Source organism: Delftia sp. Cs1-4 (genome assembly GCF_000214395.1).
Lineage (GTDB): Bacteria > Pseudomonadota > Gammaproteobacteria > Burkholderiales > Burkholderiaceae_C > Comamonas > Comamonas acidovorans.
In genome coordinates this window covers 4,588,430-4,607,840 of record NC_015563.1, presented here as the reverse complement: position 1 = coordinate 4,607,840, position 19,411 = coordinate 4,588,430, and the positions used below count along the sequence as shown (strand labels likewise).

19 protein-coding genes and 1 tRNA gene are annotated in these 19,411 nt (G+C 65.1%); 14 read left to right on the top strand and 6 right to left on the bottom strand.

Annotated features, from left to right (window positions below; genetic code table 11):
• Nucleotides 1-104: 104 nt before the first annotated feature.
• The 3 genes from hpnE to hpnC form a co-directional block, all read right to left on the bottom strand.
• Nucleotides 105-1,493, bottom strand: a complete 1,389-nt coding sequence (gene hpnE, locus DELCS14_RS20190; RefSeq protein ID WP_013803313.1) for a hydroxysqualene dehydroxylase HpnE — start codon at nucleotides 1,491-1,493, stop codon at nucleotides 105-107.
• Complete coding sequence (gene hpnD, locus DELCS14_RS20185) at nucleotides 1,490-2,335, bottom strand: presqualene diphosphate synthase HpnD (protein ID WP_013803312.1); 846 nt, start codon at nucleotides 2,333-2,335, stop codon at nucleotides 1,490-1,492. The genes hpnE and hpnD overlap by 4 nt, the downstream gene beginning before the upstream one ends.
• Nucleotides 2,336-2,402: 67 nt before the next feature.
• Nucleotides 2,403-3,287 (bottom strand): squalene synthase HpnC, encoded by an 885-nt coding sequence (gene hpnC / locus DELCS14_RS20180; RefSeq protein ID WP_013803311.1) that lies wholly within the window; start codon nucleotides 3,285-3,287, stop codon nucleotides 2,403-2,405.
• A gap of 174 nt (nucleotides 3,288-3,461) precedes the next feature.
• Between hpnC and DELCS14_RS20175 the strand changes: the two genes are divergently transcribed.
• From DELCS14_RS20175 to DELCS14_RS20155, 5 genes are all read left to right on the top strand, one after another.
• Nucleotides 3,462-4,712: an efflux RND transporter periplasmic adaptor subunit gene (locus tag DELCS14_RS20175; RefSeq protein WP_013803310.1), complete on the top strand. Its 1,251-nt coding sequence runs from the start codon at nucleotides 3,462-3,464 to the stop codon at nucleotides 4,710-4,712.
• On the top strand, nucleotides 4,709-7,924 hold the full coding sequence (locus DELCS14_RS20170; RefSeq protein ID WP_013803309.1) for an efflux RND transporter permease subunit: 3,216 nt from the start codon (nucleotides 4,709-4,711) through the stop codon (nucleotides 7,922-7,924). Before DELCS14_RS20175 ends, DELCS14_RS20170 begins: the two co-directional genes overlap by 4 nt.
• Nucleotides 7,925-8,044: 120 nt before the next feature.
• Nucleotides 8,045-8,131, top strand: a tRNA-Leu gene (locus tag DELCS14_RS20165).
• Between the two features lie 272 nt (nucleotides 8,132-8,403).
• Nucleotides 8,404-8,805 carry a helix-turn-helix transcriptional regulator gene (locus DELCS14_RS20160; RefSeq protein ID WP_013803308.1) on the top strand — a complete coding sequence of 134 codons (402 nt, stop codon included), beginning with the start codon at nucleotides 8,404-8,406 and terminating at the stop codon, nucleotides 8,803-8,805.
• Nucleotides 8,805-10,112 (top strand): type II toxin-antitoxin system HipA family toxin, encoded by a 1,308-nt coding sequence (locus DELCS14_RS20155; protein WP_013803307.1) that lies wholly within the window; start codon nucleotides 8,805-8,807, stop codon nucleotides 10,110-10,112. The genes DELCS14_RS20160 and DELCS14_RS20155 overlap by 1 nt, the downstream gene beginning before the upstream one ends.
• Here the strand turns inward: DELCS14_RS20155 and DELCS14_RS30160 are convergent.
• The 3 genes from DELCS14_RS30160 to DELCS14_RS20145 form a co-directional block, all read right to left on the bottom strand.
• Nucleotides 10,106-10,402, bottom strand: a complete 297-nt coding sequence (locus tag DELCS14_RS30160; protein WP_225614239.1) for an ogr/Delta-like zinc finger family protein — start codon at nucleotides 10,400-10,402, stop codon at nucleotides 10,106-10,108. The genes DELCS14_RS20155 and DELCS14_RS30160 overlap by 7 nt on opposite strands.
• Before the next feature lie 53 nt (nucleotides 10,403-10,455).
• A complete protein-coding gene (locus DELCS14_RS29575) occupies nucleotides 10,456-10,797 on the bottom strand; it encodes a hypothetical protein (protein ID WP_013803305.1) in 342 nt (113 codons plus the stop codon).
• Nucleotides 10,798-10,978: 181 nt separating this feature from the next.
• On the bottom strand, nucleotides 10,979-11,698 hold the full coding sequence (locus tag DELCS14_RS20145) for a LexA family transcriptional regulator (RefSeq protein WP_013803304.1): 720 nt from the start codon (nucleotides 11,696-11,698) through the stop codon (nucleotides 10,979-10,981).
• Between the two features lie 83 nt (nucleotides 11,699-11,781).
• Between DELCS14_RS20145 and DELCS14_RS20140 the strand changes: the two genes are divergently transcribed.
• The 9 genes from DELCS14_RS20140 to DELCS14_RS20105 all read left to right on the top strand — a co-directional run bounded on the left by DELCS14_RS20140 (nucleotide 11,782) and on the right by DELCS14_RS20105 (nucleotide 19,406).
• Entirely contained in the window at nucleotides 11,782-12,030 is a 249-nt protein-coding gene (locus DELCS14_RS20140; RefSeq protein WP_141441628.1) for a hypothetical protein, read from the top strand.
• On the top strand, nucleotides 12,027-12,998 hold the full coding sequence (locus DELCS14_RS20135; protein WP_013803303.1) for a DUF1376 domain-containing protein: 972 nt from the start codon (nucleotides 12,027-12,029) through the stop codon (nucleotides 12,996-12,998). Before DELCS14_RS20140 ends, DELCS14_RS20135 begins: the two co-directional genes overlap by 4 nt.
• 2 nt (nucleotides 12,999-13,000) lie before the next feature.
• Nucleotides 13,001-13,528 (top strand): hypothetical protein, encoded by a 528-nt coding sequence (locus tag DELCS14_RS20130; protein WP_013803302.1) that lies wholly within the window; start codon nucleotides 13,001-13,003, stop codon nucleotides 13,526-13,528.
• Nucleotides 13,529-13,807: 279 nt separating this feature from the next.
• Nucleotides 13,808-14,173, top strand: coding sequence for a hypothetical protein (locus tag DELCS14_RS30155; RefSeq protein ID WP_013803301.1), 366 nt, complete (start codon nucleotides 13,808-13,810; stop codon nucleotides 14,171-14,173).
• Between the two features lie 13 nt (nucleotides 14,174-14,186).
• Nucleotides 14,187-14,963, top strand: a complete 777-nt coding sequence (locus DELCS14_RS20125; RefSeq protein ID WP_013803300.1) for a terminase small subunit — start codon at nucleotides 14,187-14,189, stop codon at nucleotides 14,961-14,963.
• Nucleotides 14,960-16,315 carry a PBSX family phage terminase large subunit gene (locus DELCS14_RS20120; RefSeq protein WP_013803299.1) on the top strand — a complete coding sequence of 452 codons (1,356 nt, stop codon included), beginning with the start codon at nucleotides 14,960-14,962 and terminating at the stop codon, nucleotides 16,313-16,315. The genes DELCS14_RS20125 and DELCS14_RS20120 overlap by 4 nt, the downstream gene beginning before the upstream one ends.
• A gap of 29 nt (nucleotides 16,316-16,344) precedes the next feature.
• The gene (locus DELCS14_RS20115; RefSeq protein ID WP_013803298.1) at nucleotides 16,345-16,767 is read left to right on the top strand and encodes a hypothetical protein; all 423 of its coding nucleotides are present in this window, start codon (nucleotides 16,345-16,347) and stop codon (nucleotides 16,765-16,767) included.
• Entirely contained in the window at nucleotides 16,754-19,093 is a 2,340-nt protein-coding gene (locus DELCS14_RS20110) for a hypothetical protein (RefSeq protein ID WP_013803297.1), read from the top strand. The genes DELCS14_RS20115 and DELCS14_RS20110 overlap by 14 nt, the downstream gene beginning before the upstream one ends.
• Nucleotides 19,083-19,406 (top strand): holin, encoded by a 324-nt coding sequence (locus DELCS14_RS20105; protein WP_013803296.1) that lies wholly within the window; start codon nucleotides 19,083-19,085, stop codon nucleotides 19,404-19,406. Before DELCS14_RS20110 ends, DELCS14_RS20105 begins: the two co-directional genes overlap by 11 nt.
• The last annotated feature ends 5 nt before the right edge of the window (nucleotides 19,407-19,411 follow it).

The following is a 19,411-nucleotide window of genomic DNA, read 5'->3' as shown; positions in this document are numbered from 1 at the left end:
GTTGTAGTGAATGGGCAGCGGATGCGGCGCCAGCGATGGTGGCGCCGGCGGCTGTCAATCTGCTGTCAAACCAGGGTCTGCAGGCTACGGAGATACCCGGGGGATCAGGCTTTTCCCTCGGCTCCCAGGGCCTGGCCGATGGCCTCGGCCGCCTGCAGGCCGCTGCGCACGGCGCCTTCGATGGTGGCCGGATACGGTCCATCCACATGGTCGCCGCAGGCCCACAGGCCGTGGCCCAACTCCATGCCGGGGCGCTGCAGCTGCGGCAGGCAGGCGAAGGTGGCGCGCTTGTCGATCACGGTGCGCAGCGGGATCAGGCCATGCCAGCCCAACTGGGCCTGTGCCTGGGCCAGCACCTGGGCCTGCAGGGTGTCGCGGTCCGATGCGCTGTCGCTGATGACGAAGGCCATCAGGCCCTGCGGGCCGCCGAGTTGTCCACGGTCGAAGACGAATTGCGCAGGCGCATCGGGCGTGGAGCGCAGCGCCAGCCAGGGCGCGCCCGGGGGCAAGGTGTGCGAGGCGTCAAAGGTCTGCGCATAGACGGTGGCAATGGGGCGGTGCTGCAGCTCCTGGGCCAGCTGCGCCCAGCGCTGCAGGGCTATGCCGTCGCGTGCAGGCAGGCTGTCGTGCTCGGCGGCGGTGAGTGCCAGGCGCGCCGCCTCGGGCGCGGGGCAGGCCAGCAGCACGGCGTCAAAGGGCGCGTCTTCGGCCTGGGCTGCGCCCAGCGTCCAGTGCGGGCCCTGGGGTTGCAGTTCGGCCACGCGGCTGCCCAGGCGCACGGCGTGCCCGCGCTCTTGCAGCCACTGCGCGGCCGGCGCGGGGAACAGGCTGCCCAGGTCACGGCGCGGCACCAGGAAATGCGAGCCGCCACGGCCGCTGAACAGCGCATCGCGCAGCACGCGAAGGAACACCGTGCCGCTGGCCAGGTGAATGGGTGTGTTGAGCGCCGAGATGCACAGCGGGTCGATGAACTCGCTGACCAGGCGCTGCGGCAGGCCGGCGCACAGGTCGGCCACGGTGGCTTGCGGCACGCAGCGAAAGCCCGCCAGCCGCCAGCGCACGGCACGCGCCAGCAGGGCTGCACGCTCACCCAGGCTCCAGCCGCGTGCGGTGGCAATGCCGGCCAGCGCATCCAGCGGCGCAGGCCAGTCGGGAAAGCGCAGGCCGCTGCCATCGATATAGGGCAAGGCCATGGGCTGGCGGTGCAGGGCCTGTTCAGGGTCCACGCCCACCTCGCGCATGAGTCGCAGGCTTTCGGTGTAGGCGCCGATGAGGATGTGCTGGCCGTTGTCCACGCGCAGCGGGCCCTGTGGCGTGTCGAGGTCCATGCCGCGCGCACGGCCGCCGGGCTCGCGTGCGGCCTCGTGCAATGTGATGTGCCAGCCGCTGCGGGCCAGCGCAAGGGCGGCGGCAAAGCCGGCCCAGCCTCCGCCGAGGATGGCGGCGCGCGGCTGAGCGGCGCGAGGCGTGTGCTTGGCGCTGTCTCTGCTCACCGCGCCATGCGCCCCAGCGCCTGCATCTTCCAGGCCAGCCACAGCTTGCGCAGCGGCGGCAGGCTGATGCGCTGGTGGAGCACGCGGAAGTCGTCGGCCTCGATCTCGCGCAGCAGGGTGCGGTAGATGCTGGCCATCATCAGGCCGGGCTTTTGCGTGCGGCGGTCGGCCGCGGGCAGCAGGGCCAGGGCCTCGTCGTAGAGGCGGTGGGCGCGCTCGGCCTGAAAGCGCATCAGCGCGGTGAAGCGGTCGGAGTATTCGCGCTTGGTGATCTCATGCGCCTTGACGTCGAACTGCTGCAGCTCGCTGATGGGCAGGTAGATGCGTCCGCGCATGGCGTCCTCGCCCACGTCGCGGATGATGTTGGTCAACTGGAAGGCCAGGCCCATCTTGTGGGCGTAGGCCGTGGTTTCTTCCTGTGTCTGGCCAAAGATGCGCGCGGCCACTTCGCCGACCACGCCTGCTACCAGGTGGCAGTAGCGCGTCAGGCCCTGGAAGTCCAGGTAGCGGGTCTGCTCCAGGTCCATGCGGCAGCCGTCGATGACCGCCTGCAGGTGGCGCTCCTCGATGGCGTAGACCGGGGCGTGCGGCATGAGTGCCCGCATCACGGGATGCGAGGGCTTGCCTGCAAAGGCCTGGTGCACTTCGTTCTGCCACCAGCCGAGCTTGGTGGCGGCCACGCCGGGGTCGGAGACTTCGTCCACCACGTCGTCCACTTCGCGGCAGAACGCATAAAAGGCGGTGATGGCCGCACGGCGCTCGCGCGGCAGGAAGAGGAAGGCGTAATAAAAGCTGCTGCCCGAGGCGGCAGCCTTGTCTTGGACGTACTGATCCGGATTCATATGGGGCCGGATTGTCCCATGGACGGCTTGGGGCCAAAGCCTGGGTGTCGCAACGGCCGGCCCGCCATCACATGCGCAGGGCGCGCCACAGCAGCAGCGGCGCATCGGCCTTGCCGACGGTGGGGCGGCGGTAAAGGCTGGCGCCCTGCAGTGCATCGACCTTGTCCAGGATGCGCAGCCCGCCCTGCACCACCAGACGCAGCTCCCAGCCGATGCGGCCCGGCAGGCGGTGCACCAGCGGTGCGCCGGACTGCATCAGTGCGCGCGCCCAGGCCGATTGGTCGGCCAACAGCGCGCGCACGGCAGGGGTCAGTGCAGCGGGCTCGGCGCGCAGGTCTTCACGCCGCACGCCATGGGCGGTGCAGTCGGCATCGGTCAGGTAGTGGCGCCCGCGCGGCAGGTCCACGCTGAAGTCCTGCCAGAAATTGATCAGTTGCAGGGCGGTGCAGATGGCGTCGCTGCGGGCCAGCGATTCGGCATCATCCACCCCGTACAGATGCAGCAGCAGCCGGCCCACGGGGTTGGCCGAGCGGCGGCAGTAGTCAAGCAGCTCGGCGCGGTCGGCGTAGGTGGTGCTGGATTCGGTCTTGCGCACGTCCTGCGCGAAGGCGCTGAGCAGGTCGTCCATCAGCGCCAGCGGTAGCTGGTGGGCGCGTACTTGCGATGCCAGCCCCGTAAAGACGAGGGGCCAGGCCGTGCGGGCAAGCATGGAGGCCTCGCCTTCGGTGCCCAGCGCCATCAGGTCGGCACGGTAGGCGGCCAGTGCGGCCAGGCGCTCGGACGGCGTGGCGTCGCCCTCGTCGGCCAGATCGTCTGCAGTGCGTGCGAAGTGGTAGAGCGCGGCAATCGGCGGGCGCAAGCGGGGCGGGCACAGCCAGGACGCCACGGGAAAGTTCTCGTAGTGCGTGACCGGGGCGGGGGAGGCGGGCAGGGTGGGAGCGGTGGACTTCACGGTGGCCGATTGTCGATGCTGCGCGCAAGGCCATGCATTTCACTTGACGGGCTCAAGGGCTTCTCCTAAATTACTAACCCGTCAGTCAGTAAACGGCGCCAGCCAGCTGCCGCGGCATGTTGCCCGGATCTTGCAGCCCGCAGCCGCTTTTCGCACCAGCCCTCCCGGATCCACATGCCCGACTTGCCATCGAACCCTGCCGCGCCCGCTTTGCCGCGCCATCTTCTTCTTGCCCCTCTGTGCCTGGCCGCCGCGCTGGCGCTGGGCGCCTGCTCCAAGGCCGAGCCGCCGCCCGAGCCGGTGCGCGCCGTCAAGCTGCTCACCGTAGGCGTGGGCGCGCTGGACACGCAACTGGAGTACGCGGGCGAGGTGCGCGCGCGCATAGAGTCGCGCCTGGGCTTTCGCGTGGCCGGCAAGCTCGTTCGCCGCGAGGTGGAACTGGGCCAGCACGTGCAGGCAGGCCAGTTGCTGGCGCGGCTCGATGCCAGCGACTACCGGCTGGGAGCTGACGCCGCGCGCGCCCAGGTGGCGGCCGCGACCACGCAGCGCGATCTTGCCGCCGCCGATGTGAGGCGTTACTCGCAGCTGAAGGCGCAGAACTTCATCAGTGGTGCGGAGCTGGAGCGGCGCGAGGCCACGCTCAAGTCCGCCCAGGCCACGCTGGACCAGGCCAAGGCGCAGCTGGCATCGCAGAGCAATCAGGAGTCCTACGCGCAACTGCTGGCCGATGTGCCCGGCGTGGTGACAGGCATAGACGCCGAGCCCGGCCAGGTGGTGTCGGCCGGATCGCCCGTGGTGCGCATTGCCCAGGACGGCCCGCGCGACGTGGTCTTCGTGGTGCCCGAAGACAAGCGCGGTGCCATCCGCGTGGGCCAGAAGGTGAATGTGCGCCCCTGGTCGGCCGGCATGCAGCCGCTGCAGGGCCAGGTGCGCGAGGTGGCGGCCAGTGCCGACCCCGTCACGCGCACCTACCAGGTGAAGGTGGCACTGCCCACGTCGGACGCAGGCGCCGTGCCGCCGCTGGGTGCCACGGTCCACGCATTGCCCGAGGGCATGGGCCCCACGGGCCAGCCCGTGATCAAGCTGCCCACCACGGCGCTGCGCCAGGAAGGCGGCGGTGGCCAGGGCACGGCCGTGTGGGTGTTCGACGCCGCCAGCAGCACGGTGAAGCTGCAGCCCGTGCAACTGGCCACGGCCGATGGCAACGAGGCCGTGATTGCCGCTGGCCTGACGCCCGGCATGCAGGTGGTGGCCGCCGGCGTGCATGTGCTCACGCCAGGCCAGAAGGTCACGGTCTATCAGGACCGTTATGACAAGGCCCCGCAGCCGGCACAGCAGCAGCCGGCTCAGCACCGGCCGCAACAGACACAGCCTGCACAGGCACCTGCCGCCGCAGGCGCTGCGCCCAGCGGAGCGGCCCAATGAGCGGGCCCAAGCACAAGGCGCCGCAGGGCGCGCACTTCAATCTTTCGCGCTGGGCCCTGGACCATGTGGCGCTTACGCGCTATTTCATCGTCGTGCTGCTGCTGCTGGGCTTTGCCTCGTATTTCCAGCTGGGGCAGGACGAGGACCCGCCCTTCACCTTCCGCGCCATGGTGGTGCGCACCAACTGGCCGGGCGCCACGGCGCAGCAGATGGCCGAGCAGGTCACCGACAAGATCGAGCGCACGCTGCAGGAGGTGCCCTACGCCGACAAGATCAGCAGCTACTCCAAGCCCGGCGAGTCGATGATCATCTTCCAGCTCAAGGACAACTCGCGCCCCGGCGATGTCCAGCAGCTGTGGTACACGGTGCGCAAGAAGATCGGCGACATGCGCTACACCCTGCCGCAGGGCGTGCAGGGGCCGTTCTTCAATGACGAGTTCGGCGATGTCTATGGCGTGATCTACGCCCTGCAGGCCGACGGCTTCAGCTACGCCGAGCTCAAGACCATGGCCGACGACGTGCGCCAGCGCCTACTGCGCGTGCCCGACGTGGCCAAGGTCGAGCTGTTCGGCGTGCAGGACGAGAAGGTCTACATCGAGCTGTCGCAGCGCCGCCTGTCGCAGCTGGGCCTGGACATGAACCAGGTGCTGGGCCAGCTGGGCCAGCAAAACGCCATCGAGGGCGCAGGCGTGCTGCAGACGCCGCGCGAGGATGTGCAGGTGCGCGTGGCCGGCCAGTTCCTGGCGGTGGATGAGCTGCGCGCCATGCCCATCCGCGGCGCATCGGGCGCGCAGCTGCGCCTGGGCGATATCGCCGAGATCCGCCGCGGCTATGCCGATCCGGCCAATGTGAAGGTGCGCCACCAGGGGCGCGAGACGATTGCCCTGGGCGTGTCCATGACCAAGGGCGGCGACATCATCCGCCTGGGCAAGTCCCTGCGCGGCGCCGTGGGCGACATCGCGCGCACGCTTCCGGCCGGCGTGGAGCTGGCCAACATGCAGGACCAGCCCAAGGCGGTGGCCGATTCGGTCAACGAATTCCTGCAGGTGCTGATCGAGGCCGTGGTGGTGGTGCTGGCCGTGAGCTTCATCAGCCTGGGCCTGCACAAGCGAGAAGGCCACCAGCCGCTGTGGAAGCGCTGGTACATCGATCCGCGCCCTGGCCTGGTGGTGGCCATCACGATCCCGCTGGTGCTGGCCGCGACCTTCCTGGCCATGTGGTACTGGAACATCGGCCTGCACAAGGTGTCGCTGGGCTCGCTGATCATCGCGCTGGGCCTACTGGTGGACGACGCCATCATTGCGGTGGAGATGATGGTGCGCAAGATGGAAGAGGGCTACGAGAAGTACCGCGCCGCCACCTTTGCCTACGAGATCACGGCCAAGCCCATGCTGACCGGCACGCTGATCACGGCGGCGGGCTTTCTGCCCATCGGCATGGCCAAGTCCATGACGGGCGAGTACACCTTCGCCATCTTCGCGGTGACGGTGATTGCGCTGGTGCTCAGCTGGTTCGCCTCGGTGTACTTCGTGCCCTACCTGGGCATGCTGCTGCTCAAGCGCCCGCCGCACGCGGCCACGCTGCCGCCCGAGGTGGCCTCGGGCGAGGTGCCCATCGAGGAGACCAACCTCAATGCCTCGTCGGCCGAGCATGAAGTCTTCGACAGCCCGTTCTACAACCGCTTCCGGCGCGCCGTGAACTGGTGCGTGACGCACCGCTGGCTGACCATCGCCATCACGGTGCTGGTCTTCGCGCTGGGCCTGGTGGGCATGTCGCGCGTGCAGCAGCAGTTCTTCCCGGATTCCAGCCGGCCCGAAGTGCTGGTGGACATCTGGTTCCCCGAGGGCACATCGCTGGCCGCCAACGAAGCCGTCACGCGCCGCGTGGAAGAGCGCTTCATGCAGCTGGACGGCGTGCGCACGGTCAGCGAGTGGGTGGGCTCGGGCGTGCCGCGTTTCTACCTGCCGCTGGACCAGGTGTTCCCGCAGAACAACGTCTCGCAGTTCATCCTGGTCGCCCAGGACCTGCCCACGCGCGAGCGTCTGCGCAAGGCGCTGCCGGCGCTGCTGGCCCAGGAGTTCCCCGAGGTGCGGGGCCGCGTCAAGCTGCTGCCCAACGGGCCTCCCGTGCCCTATCCGGTGCAGTTCCGCGTGTCCGGCACCGATCCGCAAAAGCTGCGTGCCTATGCCGACGAGGTCAAGCAGGTCATGATCGCCAACGCCGACATGCGCGGCGTCAACGACAACTGGAACGAGTCCGTCAAGGCCGTGCGCCTGGAGGTGGACCAGGACAAGGCGCGCGCCCTGGGCGTGAGCAGCCAGGCCATCGCCCAGGCGGCCCGCGTCATGCTCAGCGGCTCCACCGTGGGCCAGTTCCGCGAGGGTGACAAGCTCATCGATATCGTGCTGCGCACGCCGTATTCGGAGCGCGATGCCATCACCGACATCGCCAACGCCTACCTGCCCACGGCGTCGGGCAAGTCGATCCCGCTCACGCAGATCGCCAAACCCGTGATGGTCTGGGAGCCCGGCGTGATGTGGCGAGAAAAGCGCATGTTCGCCATCACCGTGCAGGGCGATGTGCGCGAGGGCCTGCAGGGCGCAACGCTGACCCACGCGCTGCTGCCGGGCCTGCGCGAGATCGAGGCTCGCTGGCACGCTGCGGGCGACACGGCCTACCGCATCGATGTGGCTGGCGCCGTGGAGGAAAGCTCCAAGGGCTCGGACGCCATCGTCGCTGGTGTGCCCGTGATGCTGTTCCTCACCTTCACGCTGCTCATGCTGCAGTTGCGCAGTGTCAGCCGTTCACTGCTGGTGTTCATCACCGGGCCGCTGGGCATTCCTGGCGTGGCGGCGGCGCTGCTGCTGCTGGGCCGGCCCTTCGGCTTCGTGGCGCTGCTGGGCGTGGTGGCGTTGATGGGAATGATCCAGCGCAACTCGGTGATCCTGATCGACCAGATCGAGACCGACCGCGCGCGCGGCGTGCCGGCCTGGGACGCCATCATCGAAGCCGCCGTGCGCCGCCTGCGCCCCATCGTGCTGACGGCTGCCGCCGCCGTGCTGGCCATGATCCCGCTGTCGCGCAGCGTGTTCTGGGGCCCCATGGCCGTGGCCATCATGGGCGGGCTGATCGTGGCCACGGTGCTGACACTGCTGGCGCTGCCGGCCATGTACGCCGCCGTGTTCCGCGTGCGCCGCGAGCCCACGCATTGAGGCGGCGACAACGCAGAGGCCGCCGCTCAAATCCGGGGTATGGCAATGCACCCCGCAATTGCGGCTAGAATCTGCGCCCTGACCTAGGAGCCGCCGCGCAGGCGGCTCCCCCAAGAACCAGCGCGGGTGGCGAAATTGGTAGACGCACCAGGTTTAGGTCCTGACGCCAGCAATGGTGTGGGGGTTCGAGTCCCCCCCCGCGCACCACAATAGAGAAATGGCAGAGTACGCCTAATCTCACTTAAACCCGTTTTCTTCGACGAAAACGGGTTTTTTTTCGCCTCTGCATGTCACGGACGTGGGGGTAACAGGTGTGTGGATGTGATGCCGCTATGCCACAGCAACGTTCTTGGAAGGCTTGTAGCGAGATATATGAAAATATCACCTAAGAATGATATATTTGTTATATTATCTTGAGGTAATAATTTCAATTAATCATCTTGAGATGATATTTTGAATGCCCTGGCCAGGAGAACACCATGGACCACCTGTTGCAACTGCCCGATCAGCTTGCGCTGCACCTGAAGTCGCTGCGCAAGGCCGCTGGCGTGAGCCAGGCCCAACTGGCACAGCGGCTGGGCGTGTCCCAGTCGCGCGTGGCGGCGATAGAGCGTGACCCGGCCGCCATCAGCGTGCGCCAGCTGATGGAGATCCTGCAGCTGCTGGATGCCGATCTGCTCATGCGGCCCAGGGCGGATGCGGTGGCTTCTCCTGCGTCTGCATCTGTGCCTGTGCCTGCTGCGTTGAAGGTGGCCGAGCCAGCTCCACAACCGTACGCGGGTGACAACGTGCTCCGCAAGCCCGCCGACCGCCCCGTGGCCTTCAAGCCGCAGGCGCTGCCGCCGCACTGGCAGGACCGCAAGCCGAAAGGTTCCTGGTGATGGCGGCGCTGGGCGTCTGGATGAATGGGGAGCGGGTGGGCACCTGGGAGGTCACGCGCACGGGCCGCCATGTGTTCGCCTATGACCCGGCCTGGCCGCAGAGCGCGCATGCGCGGCCGCTGTCACTGTCCATGCCCTTCACGCGCGACCTGACGGTGGCGGGCGAGGTGGTGGCCCACTATTTCGACAACCTGCTGCCGGACGGCGAGGGCATTCGCCGGCGCATTCACCAGCGCTTCGGGCTGCGCGGGATCGATGCGTTTTCGCTGCTGGAAGCCATCGGCCGCGATTGCGTGGGTGCCGTGCAACTGCTGCCCGAGGGGGCCGTGCCTGAAGGGTTCGACCAGGTGCGCTTCGAGCCGCTGAGCGAGGCGCAGATTGCCGAGCACCTGGCCAGCCTGGGTGGTGGGTTTGGCGCGCTGGAGGTGGACCAGGAGTTCCGGCTGTCCATTGCCGGTGCGCAGGAGAAGACGGCGGTGCTGCGCCATGGCGGCCAGTGGTGCCGCCCGCTGGGCGCGACGCCGACCACGCATATCCTGAAGCCGGCCATCGGCGTGGTGCCGCACTGGCACTACGACCTGAGCGATTCAGTGGCCAATGAGTGGCTGTGCGCCCGCTTGCTGGCCGAGCTGGGCTTTGCCGTGGCCGACAGCAGCATCGAGACCTTTGGCGGTCAGCAGGTGCTGTGCGTGGAGCGCTTTGACCGCGCCTGGACGGCCCAGGGCTGGATTGCGCGCCTGCCTCAGGAAGATTTCTGCCAGGTGCGCGGCGTTGCCAGCGCAAACAAGTACGAGACCCACGGCGGGCCCGGCATGCTGCAGTGCCTGCAGGTGCTGCAGCATGGCAGCGAGCCTGCCCAGGATTGCGCCCGCTTCGTGATGGCCCAGCTGGCATTCTGGCTGCTGGCCGCCACGGACGGGCATGCCAAGAATTTCTCGGTGTTCCTGCAGCCGGGCGGCCGCTATGAGATGACACCGCTGTACGACGTGCTGTCGGCCTGGCCCATCATCGGTCACGGCCACGGCAAGATCGCCCGCCAGCGCGCCAGGATGGCCATGGCCCTGCCGGGGCGCAGCCGCCACTACCGCCTGGCCGAGATCCAGCGCCGCCACTGGAAGGCCCTGGCCGAGACCACGCGCATCGCAGGCCTGTGGGAGAGCATGGTGGAGATGGTCGAGGCGCTGGACGGCGCCATCTACCGGCTGCAGCCGCGCCTGCCGGCCAGCGTGCCGCAGCCTATGGCTCGGCAGATCTTCGACGGGGCGCGCGACCAGGCGCGGCGCTTTCTGCTTAGGGGTGATCACTGAGCCATATGGGTGGCTGGCTCAGTGCCGCGATGTTGCTGTGCATCGAATTCTGACAATGGCATGGCTGCCATCTGTCGTGCGACTTCCCGGCGTTTGATGTGTGTGCTTATCGGAAGTATCACAGACGGATTGGGGATGGCGCTGGGAGAGATAGTGCGGTTGATCTCCGTCACTGCTGAAAATACGTGGCCACATTCGAAGTTGCGGCACTGGAATATGGTTTCCCGGCTGGTGTTGGTCAATTGCAAGCTGGTGCGTGTGTACGCGTGTTCATTGCAGTGTGGGCACATCATTCGCATGGGTCATGTTCCTTTCGAGGCCAGTTGACGGTATGAGCGGCTGTTCAACAGCAGGGCTTATGGGATGCCAGGCTTCCTGGTCTTGGGGCGAGCACTTGCGTTGCGCGCATGCGGGCGTAGCCGCCTATCCAGGCGTCCAGCGTGATGCCCATGCTTTCGAGGCCTTTTGGACATTGCTTTTCACCATCGATGGCAATCTGTTGGGCAACGCGGTAGGGCATGTCATGCAAGGCCTCCTGGATGAACTCGGCGACCCAAGGCGGTCCGTAGTTTTCCAGCACGTAGGCATCCAGGTACTCGGCGAGATACTGCTCGTGGCCTTCGCTGCTGGCATGGCTGGATGCCGCCGTGTGGGCCCAGCAGGCTGTAGACGCGTTTGCTTTCATGGCTGTCTGCAATCGATGTGGCAAGGCGAGGTGGGTGTGCGTGGTTGCTGGAACCGATGTCTTGAATATACCTTAAGGTTCTGTTTTGGATGGTTCCTTGGGTATTGTCCTTTGGGTATTTATGGGTATTGTTGACAAAAAAAGCCACCCCTGAGGGTGGCTTGGTAGTCTTCTGTGCGGGTTAGTAGACTTTGCTTTCCCAGGCGCGCAGCACCTTGGCCAGGATCTGAAGGTTCATGCCGGGTTTGATGTACCACTCCCGGTATTTCTTGTTCTCGCTGATCACCAGAATGCCCTCGCCGGGAATTCGCTGAAGGCGCTTGATAAAGCCTTCTCCGTCGACCGAGAAGAAGTAGACACCATCGAACTCGCACTCCCTGACGCCAGTGTCCACCAGGAGCGGATCGCCTGGATTGAACATCCCCAGCATGGAGTCTCCAAAGCCCGTCACGATGGCCAGGTTGTCATAGGACGTCACGTAGGGGAGGTTTTTCTGGGCCCACTCACTGTTCACGCTCCAGCTGTTGATGACGCCGGGCTGGTCTCGCAAGACCAGTCCGCCGCCCATGGCGCCACCTGTGGAGTACTGTCGAATCACTATTTCATCTCGTGTGAGTTTCTTGTTGGTATTTTCCACCAGGTCGGGGGTGTGCTTTAGAGCTGCGGCTGCCTCATTGGGTGTCATTTCCCAAAATCCGCGCGGCAGATCGAATGCCGTCCGCGTGGCTTCCATCAACTCTTGCCCAATTCCTTTGGCGCCCTTCTTGTCTTGAGGGTAGAAAAGTCGGTTGACGTAGCTTGCGTCCTTTCCTATGGCGCGTGCCATCGCGGCCCGATTGCCTTGGGTGAATTCCGAGCAGACGATTGTAAGAAGTTGTTGCAGGCGTGTGTGCTGATCCATGGTCTGATTTTCGCGTTGAGTACCTGTGGGTACAAGATACCTTTGGGTATCTTTTTGTAGGTTCCTTGGGTATCATGTGCTGCATGAACCCATTCAAATTGTTTTTTTGTGAGCTGGATCGTCGCGGGCGTGCCGAGTTCGCCGAGCGGTGTGGCACCACGCCAGGGCTGCTGAGCAAGCTGGTCTATGGCGGCGGGAAAGTGGAGTTGGGGCTGGCTGACGTGATGGTGGCTTTGGGGGGCGGCAGGTTTTCCCTGGATGCGCTGCCATTGACCGAAAGGGCACGTTTCCAGAACGAAGCTCGCTCGATAGGCCATGGGAGGTGCGCATGACAAGCCAATGCAATGTCGTTCTGCCTGAGCCCATGGTGCCCTGCGACTGTGATCTTTCCGACTTTCCGTTCATGCCACTGGATGTCGCCCGGCTGAGAGATTCGGACCTGGCGGCCAACGAGACCCCCGATGCATGCTGGGCCGCCGTGCTGCTGTGGTCTGCCGCCTGGCACCAAGTTCCCGCTGGCTCCATGCCGGACAACGATGCCTGGATCGCGAAACAGGCGGGCTATGCCCTGCGGGGACGTATTGACCCCAAGTGGAAACGCGTGCGTGAGGGAGCCATGCGAGGCTGGGTGCTATGCAGTGACGGACGCTACCACCACGCGGTGGTAGCGGAGAAGGTTCGCGATGCCTGGAGTGCCAAGTTGCTGCAGCGTTGGCGCACCGAATGCAGCCGCATCAAAAAGCACAACGACAGGCACGGGACAGATGTGCGCCGTCCATCGTATGAGGAATGGATAGATTGCGGCCGTCCCACTGGACAGGTGCTGTCCATGTCCGGGGACGGTTACGCATGTCCGGGGGAACAAGATGACAGTGTCCCTGGGGACAGTGCTCCGGTGTCCCGTGGAAGCTGTGTTGCGGTCTCTGCGGAAAGCGCCTCCAAGGGACAGGGAAAGGGAAAGAGACAGGGACACCCTGATGTTCGCTCCAATCCTGGCGGTTCGATCCGCCAGCCCGTTCCTGCCAGCGACTGCAGCGAGATCATTTTCGGCTATGGGCTGTCTCTGCTGGTCAACTCGGGTACGCCGGAAAGACAGGCACGGTCCTTCCTTGGCGGGTTGCGCAAGGTCCATGGGGACGATGCGTTGATCGACAGGCTGCGTGCCTGCGCCCAGGCCAGGCCGCTGCAACCGCTGGAATGGCTGGCTGCCGCACTACCGCCACCGACGAGGGCCGCGATTCGTCGCTCCGTCCCCGTGGGCAGGCACGGCGCAGCTTACGCGGCCATCATGGAGGCGTAGGCATGCAGAGCATTTCCGCCCTGTCGTCCGTTGCGATAACGGGAGAGCTCCGGCAGCAGGCCGCGAGTTCCGCCGTGAAAAACCTGTTCCTGGTCATGCAGGGGTCCTACGGTTCGCTGTTTCTGAGCAAATTCGCCACAGGCGTTCTGGATGATGGCGGGCGAGATCTCGGGGTCCGCGCGGCCATGCGTGTCTGGAGTGCAGCGCTGGCGAAATACGACTCCAGTGTGATTGAAACAGCCGTGGCCCGACTGCCTGCGGCCCATCCGGATTTCCCGCCGCATCTGCCTCAGTTTGAAGCGCTGTGCCGTGCCGCCACCCCGCGCAGCACACATGCCGAGTTGCAGGGGTGGACTCGTCTGCCAGCACCTGGTGCTTCGCCTGTCCGTGTGCAACTGGTGCCTGTAGGCGATGGCAAGGACTGGGCGCGCCGCATCCTGGCCCGAACCCGGGCCGGTGACCAGACCATCACCCGCGCAGTGCTTCGCAATGCCATGCAGGCCATGGGCATGGATGGGTGGCCGCGATGACTGTCCAGACTTGTCCGAATGCCCTCCACAGCCTATCTCCGTCGTCCTGACGTCCCTGCCTGCTGCGCTGTGGCACCAATCGCCCCCTGCCGTGCCCAGAGCCGCCCCGTTTCCCAGCCTTCCATTGAAAGGGTAGAACCTTGAATTCCACGCTTTTTCGCAACAACGTATTCCAGTGGCCTGAACGGCGCGGCCCGGTGTGCGCCATCCATGCCGGATCGGCTCGTTGGTTGCCACATCTGAGCCTGGCTGAAGCCCGTGCAGGAAAGGTCTGAACGTATGGGAGACGAAGCGATCAACTGGCTGGCGGGGCAACTGCAAGGCCGAAAGGATGGCCGGCCCAGGAGTCACAACCCTCGCCCAGCCGGAGTCGTGCGCCCAGGCAGTGGTACGGACGCATTGTTGCGCCATCTGCAGCAACTGCCAGACCGCTGGTTCTTCCATTGCGAACTGGTGCTGGCGCTAGGGCGTTCAAAAGGAGAGATCGATTGGGGGCTGCAGTACCTGACGGGGCGGGGCCTGGTCCAAGCCAGGCTCACCGAATTGCCCGGGCGCAAGCCTGTTCTGCGCTACCGACTGATCTGCGACCGTCGCGAGGTGCCTGCGAATTCTTCGGGCCTGCCTGATGGCGCGTCCCAAGCCTGACAGGTTCGCAGGCATGAAAACGCTAATCTCCAACACCGTCCTTTCCGGGGAGGAGCAAATCTCCTCCTCCCGTCAGCACAGCAGCACGCAGGAGCGGCATCGTTGCTTTGCACGGGAGTACGTTGCATCGGGTTTCAATGCCACGCGGGCGGCAGTCGCCGCAGGCTACAGTCCATCCTCTGCGGCATCTCAGGGCGCCAGGCTGCTGAAGGATCCACGGGTGCAGGACTATGTCAGGGAGTGCAGCCAACGCGTCGCGGAGCATGCCGAGGTTCGGGCCGAGGAAGTGGTGCGCCGGCTCCATGAAATGCTGATGGCCGATCCGCGCGATCTGGTCGAGGTTCACGTATCGTGCTGCCGGCATTGCTACGGAGCCGCCCATGGCTACCAGTACACGCTGTCCGAGTACAACTCCAAGCGTGAAAAGTGGATTGATGCCGGCAAGCAATTTCAGGACTTTCCCGAGCTCGGCGGGGTGGGCTACGAGGCCCACCGTCCCCCCCTGGCGGAGTGCCCTGAGTGTTTTGGCGCCGGCCTGCCACGCACGGTCGTCAAGGACACGCGCGGCCTTGGGCGCGGTGCGCTGGCGCTGTTCGGTGGCGCAAAGGAAGGCAAGTACGGCACGGAGATCAGCCTCCGCAGCCAGTTGGATGTGATAGAGAAACTGATGCGCTATCACGGCCTGTACCAGCGGGACACCGCTCAGAAAAGCATGGGCATGGGGCACTTCGAAGTGCATTTCATTGAGCCACCCCGGCGCAGTGACGATCCTCGCGAGGAGCGTGCATGAGCACCATGTCTGATGAATTGCCGATGCTCGCGCTCGACAGCCTGCCTTCGGGCGAGCCTCCTGATTTTGCAGCCGATTATGAGGTCGAGCGCTCGCGCGTCACCGTCGAGTTCCCGCTCAAGCTCAGGCCGCTCTTCGAGCCGCGGCGGTTCAAGGTCATGTACGGTGGCCGCGGAGGGGCGAAGTCGTGGTCCGTTGCCATGGCCTTGCTGGTGCTTGGCAGCAACCGCCCCTTGCGCATCCTTTGTGCCCGCGAGGTGCAGAAGTCCATGCGCGAGTCTGTGCATCGCCTGTTGCAGGACCAGATCGAGGCCCTGGGGTTGGGGGCGTTCTACGAGGTGCTGGGTACGGAAATCCGCGGAGCCAACGGAACACTGATCCTGTTCGCAGGCCTGCAGGCCCATACGGTGAACTCCATCAAGTCGTTCGAGGCGATCGATATCGTCTGGGTGGAGGAGGCGCAGGGCGTCAGCGCGGGCAGTTGGGAGGTGCTGGTGCCCACCATTCGGCGTCCAGGATCCGAGATCTGGCTGACGCTCAATCCTGGCCTGGCCAGTGACCCAACCTATGACCGCTTCATCACCCATGCGGATGGTGATACTTGGCTCTGCGAAATCAACTGGCGCGACAACCCATGGTTTCCCGATGTGCTGGACAAGGAACGGGGACGCCATTTCAAGCGTGATCCAGACAGCTATTGGAACATCTGGGAGGGCCGTCCCAGACGCAGCCTGGCTGGTGCCATCTACGCCAAGGAGGTGGAGCGCCTGCACAACGACGGCCGCGTTTGCCCCGTCCCCTGCAATCCCAGGTTGCCCGTGCATACTGTCTGGGACCTGGGATGGGCCGACGACATGGCGATCGCTTTCGTGCAGCGCACGGCCGTGGACTTTCGGATCATTCATTTCATGCAAGGCCACCAGAAGACCTTGGAGTGGTACGTGCAGGAGATGGAAAAACTCCCCTATCTATGGGGCACAGACTTCCTCCCGCACGATGGCGCGCACGGAGACTTCAAGACCGGGCAGACTTCGCAGCAGATCCTGCAGGATATGGGCCGAGAGGTCGAGGTGCTCGAGCGATTCGGGCTGGAGGCCGGCATACGGATGGCGCGTGGCATCTTTGCCCAGGCCTATGTCGATGCCGGCAGGTGCGCCCAATTGCTGGATTGCCTGAGCCGGTATCGGCGCCAGATAGACCCCCGAACCCAGGAGCCTGGCGCGCCGCTGCATGACGACGCCAGCCACGGCGCAGATGTGTGGCGCTATCTGGCCATGGCCCTGCCGCGCATGGATAACGCGACCCAGGGCGCGATGAGGAATCGGCGGCGCGGAGGCGGCATGGCGCGTTGAGACCGTGCCAAGCCTGCCATTGTCATGGCATGCCTGCATGCATCGATCTTCGCAAGTCCCACCTCCACCGCCGGCACGGCGACCTGCTGGCCATCTACACCTGGATCAATGGAGAGAGGGCCCTGGTCCTGATCCCCAGTCTGCGTCCCAAAGCGCCCTGGTATGTGGTGATGGAGAGCGCCGCCTATCTCTATGACCATCCGTCTTACCTTGCACGCATGTGCGTGAAGGCTTGCGAGGTTTTGGGTATTGAACCCAGCCGGGCCAACTGGGTGCGGGTGGCCACCATCATCAATGAAGGGTTGCCTGATCTGGTGGCCATGCCCAGCGAGCCGCCATGGGAGCGCCGGGGCCGCGAGTTCGGTCAGCTGGTGATCAAGATGGAAGGCAAGGAAATTGCAGCGCAGGCTTTGACCGTTCCTGATGTGGGGGCCGAGTATGTCCCTGCTTGAACCCCGCTTCAACCGCCGAGCAGGCGTGGGCGAGCACGTCCTGAACGATGAGCCGCTGGCTTTCGATGTGGTGGACACAGCGCCCCAGCATCCGCTGGACCAGGCCGAGGCCCGCAATACGCTGCGAAAGCTCCTGAGCTGGTACTACCGCGAACGCGAGATCCAGGCCGAGAACCGCCTGCAGATGTCCATCGACGCCGACTACTACGACGGCGACCAATGGGATCCTGCCGACGCAGCCACGCTGGAGGGGCGCGGCCAGGTGCCCCTGGTATTCAACGAGGTGGCCGTGATGTGCGACTGGCTGATTGGTACGGAGCGGCGAGCGCGCGTGGACTGGAGCGTGCTGCCACGTACCGAGGAAGGCGTGCAGATGGCTGACATCAAGACCAAGGTGCTCAAGTACGTGTCCGATGTGAATCGCACGGGCTTCAACCGCAGCCGGGCTTTTGAAGACACCATCAAGGTGGGTGTCGGCTGGCTGGACGACGGGGTACGGAACGACCCAACCAAGGACATCATCTACTCCAAGTACGAAGACTGGCGCAACGTGCTCTGGGACTCCATGGCCATGGAAAACGATCTGAGCGATGCGCGCTATATCTTCCGCACCCGTTGGGTGGACGAGGATGTGGCCATCACCATGTACCCAGCTCGCCGCGACGTGCTGCAGCGTGCAGTGGAGCAGGGACAGGAGCACAGCGCGCAGCAGTGGGCTGAGGACGCATTCCATTACCAGGGCCATTCCTCCAGTCAGTATTCGCGGGGTGGCCTGGCCAGTGGCTATGGCGATGCCGATGACGAGCAGCGCCGCCGCGTGCGGTTGATCGAGTGCCAGTTCCGCATGCCGGCCTCGGTTCGCGTCGTGACCGAAGGGCCGTTCAAGGGCGCGTTCGTCGAACCCTGGGACCAGGCTTTGATGGAAGCCATCGGTCAGGCTGGCGGGGCCATCGTGGACCGGGTGGTCATGCGCATGCACGTGGCCGTATTCACCGAAGGCCATCTGCTTGCGCTGGGGCCCATGCCCATGCGGCACAACAGCTTCAGCCTCACGCCCATCTGGTGCTATCGCCGCGGCCGCGATCGCATGCCCTATGGCGTGGTGCGGCGTGTACGCGATCTGCAAATGGACCTGAACAAGCGGGCCAGCAAAGCATTGTTCCTGTTGTCCACCAACCAGATATTCGCCGAGAAGGGCGCCTTCGACGATATCAACGAGGCGCGCGAGGAAATCAATCAGCCCGATGGGGTCGTGATCTATCGCGCCGGACGGAAATTCGAGGTGCACCGCGACAGCGAGATGGCCTCCGGCCAGATGCAGATGATGAACCTGGATACCCAGGCGATACAGAAGTCCGCCGGCATCGGCAGCGAGAACCTGGGCCGGCAGACGAATGCCAGCTCCGGCATTGCGATCAAGGCGCGCCAGATGCAAGGATCGGTTGTGACCACACAGCCATTCGACAATCACCGGCTGGCTGTGCAGATCCAGGGCGAGAAGCAACTGAGCCTGATCGAGCAGTGGTACACGGAGGAAAAGGTCATTCGTCTGTCAGGCCACAAAGGGCGTCTCGACTGGGTACGCATCAACCTGCCCGAGCTGCAGCCGGATGGCAGCGTGCGCTACCTCAACGACATCACAGCAAGCCTGGCTGATTTCATTGTGTCCGAGCAGGACTATGCGGGCACGTTGCGCCAGGTCATGTTCGAGTCGCTTTCACAGATGGCCGGCCGCATGCCGCCCGAGGCTGCGTTGCGCCTGTTGACCATCGCCATGGACTACTCCGACCTGCCCAATAGGGAGCAGATCGCAGATGAGATGCGCAAGCTGACCGGTGAGCGCGACCCCGCCAAACCTCTTACACCCGAAGAGCAGCAACAGATGCAGCAGCAGATGCAGGCCCAGGCCGAGGCCCTGCAAATGCAGCAGGAGGGCGCGCGCCAGGCGCTTGCCGAGCAGGTGGCCAAGGTCCGTGAAGTCAATGCCCGTGCCGAGAAGCTGGAGGCCGAGGCCGAGCACATGCGTGCCAGCGGCGGGGACCAGGCTCTGGCCTTGCGCATGGCGGGTGCGGCCGCCTCAGTGCGGCGCGATGCGGACGTTGAGCTGGACAACATGCGCCAGCAACTTGCCAAGGCCAATGCAGACCTCGCCAACAAGACGCTGCAGATCCGGGCAGACGAGGACGTGCGCCTGCAGGTGGCGTGCATCGAGGCCGATTCGCGCGAGCGCGTGGCGCAAATCCAGGCCTTGAGCCGCCAGCATCTCGATTCGATGTCGGGTCGCCTCGCCCAGTTTGAACAACAAGGAGTGATGGATGGGCAATGACGTCACGCAGGCCGCGCTCGAAGCTGCGGCCAACGCAACAAACGCTGGGGCGGCGGCGGCCATGAGCAGCAAGGTCGGCTGGAGCGGACTCGGACTGGGTGGCTTTGGCTGGCTCTTGACCTCCGAAGCCGGTGTCGCTATCGGCATAGTGGTGGGGGTCGCAGGCTTTTCGGTCAGCTGGTACTACCGCCGCAAGGAGTTTCAACTGAAGTTGGCGGAAGAAGCTCGTGATCAGGCTGAGCACGAATTGCGCATGAGCCTCATGCGCCGCAGCGGTACGCGCAATGCCCTAGACGAGGAAGGTGGGCAATGATGCAA

Excerpts from the sequence above, each read along its gene's own strand:
- DELCS14_RS30155 (WP_013803301.1), top strand. The coding sequence starts at position 13,808 with ATGGGAGACGAAGCGATCAACTGGCTGGCGGGGCAACTGCAAGGCCGA.
- DELCS14_RS20115 (WP_013803298.1), top strand. The coding sequence starts at position 16,345 with ATGCCTGCATGCATCGATCTTCGCAAGTCCCACCTCCACCGCCGGCAC.
- DELCS14_RS20105 (WP_013803296.1), top strand. The coding sequence starts at position 19,083 with ATGGGCAATGACGTCACGCAGGCCGCGCTCGAAGCTGCGGCCAACGCA.
- DELCS14_RS29575 (WP_013803305.1), bottom strand. The coding sequence starts at position 10,797 with ATGAAAGCAAACGCGTCTACAGCCTGCTGGGCCCACACGGCGGCATCC.
- hpnD (WP_013803312.1), bottom strand. The coding sequence starts at position 2,335 with ATGAATCCGGATCAGTACGTCCAAGACAAGGCTGCCGCCTCGGGCAGC.
- DELCS14_RS30160 (WP_225614239.1), bottom strand. The coding sequence starts at position 10,402 with ATGTGCCCACACTGCAATGAACACGCGTACACACGCACCAGCTTGCAA.
- DELCS14_RS20155 (WP_013803307.1), top strand. The coding sequence starts at position 8,805 with ATGGCGGCGCTGGGCGTCTGGATGAATGGGGAGCGGGTGGGCACCTGG.
- DELCS14_RS20125 (WP_013803300.1), top strand. The coding sequence starts at position 14,187 with ATGAAAACGCTAATCTCCAACACCGTCCTTTCCGGGGAGGAGCAAATC.
- DELCS14_RS20130 (WP_013803302.1), top strand. The coding sequence starts at position 13,001 with ATGCAGAGCATTTCCGCCCTGTCGTCCGTTGCGATAACGGGAGAGCTC.
- DELCS14_RS20175 (WP_013803310.1), top strand. The coding sequence starts at position 3,462 with ATGCCCGACTTGCCATCGAACCCTGCCGCGCCCGCTTTGCCGCGCCAT.
- DELCS14_RS20110 (WP_013803297.1), top strand. The coding sequence starts at position 16,754 with ATGTCCCTGCTTGAACCCCGCTTCAACCGCCGAGCAGGCGTGGGCGAG.
- DELCS14_RS20135 (WP_013803303.1), top strand. The coding sequence starts at position 12,027 with ATGACAAGCCAATGCAATGTCGTTCTGCCTGAGCCCATGGTGCCCTGC.
- DELCS14_RS20120 (WP_013803299.1), top strand. The coding sequence starts at position 14,960 with ATGAGCACCATGTCTGATGAATTGCCGATGCTCGCGCTCGACAGCCTG.
- DELCS14_RS20170 (WP_013803309.1), top strand. The coding sequence starts at position 4,709 with ATGAGCGGGCCCAAGCACAAGGCGCCGCAGGGCGCGCACTTCAATCTT.
- DELCS14_RS20145 (WP_013803304.1), bottom strand. The coding sequence starts at position 11,698 with ATGGATCAGCACACACGCCTGCAACAACTTCTTACAATCGTCTGCTCG.
- DELCS14_RS20140 (WP_141441628.1), top strand. The coding sequence starts at position 11,782 with ATGAACCCATTCAAATTGTTTTTTTGTGAGCTGGATCGTCGCGGGCGT.
- DELCS14_RS20160 (WP_013803308.1), top strand. The coding sequence starts at position 8,404 with ATGGACCACCTGTTGCAACTGCCCGATCAGCTTGCGCTGCACCTGAAG.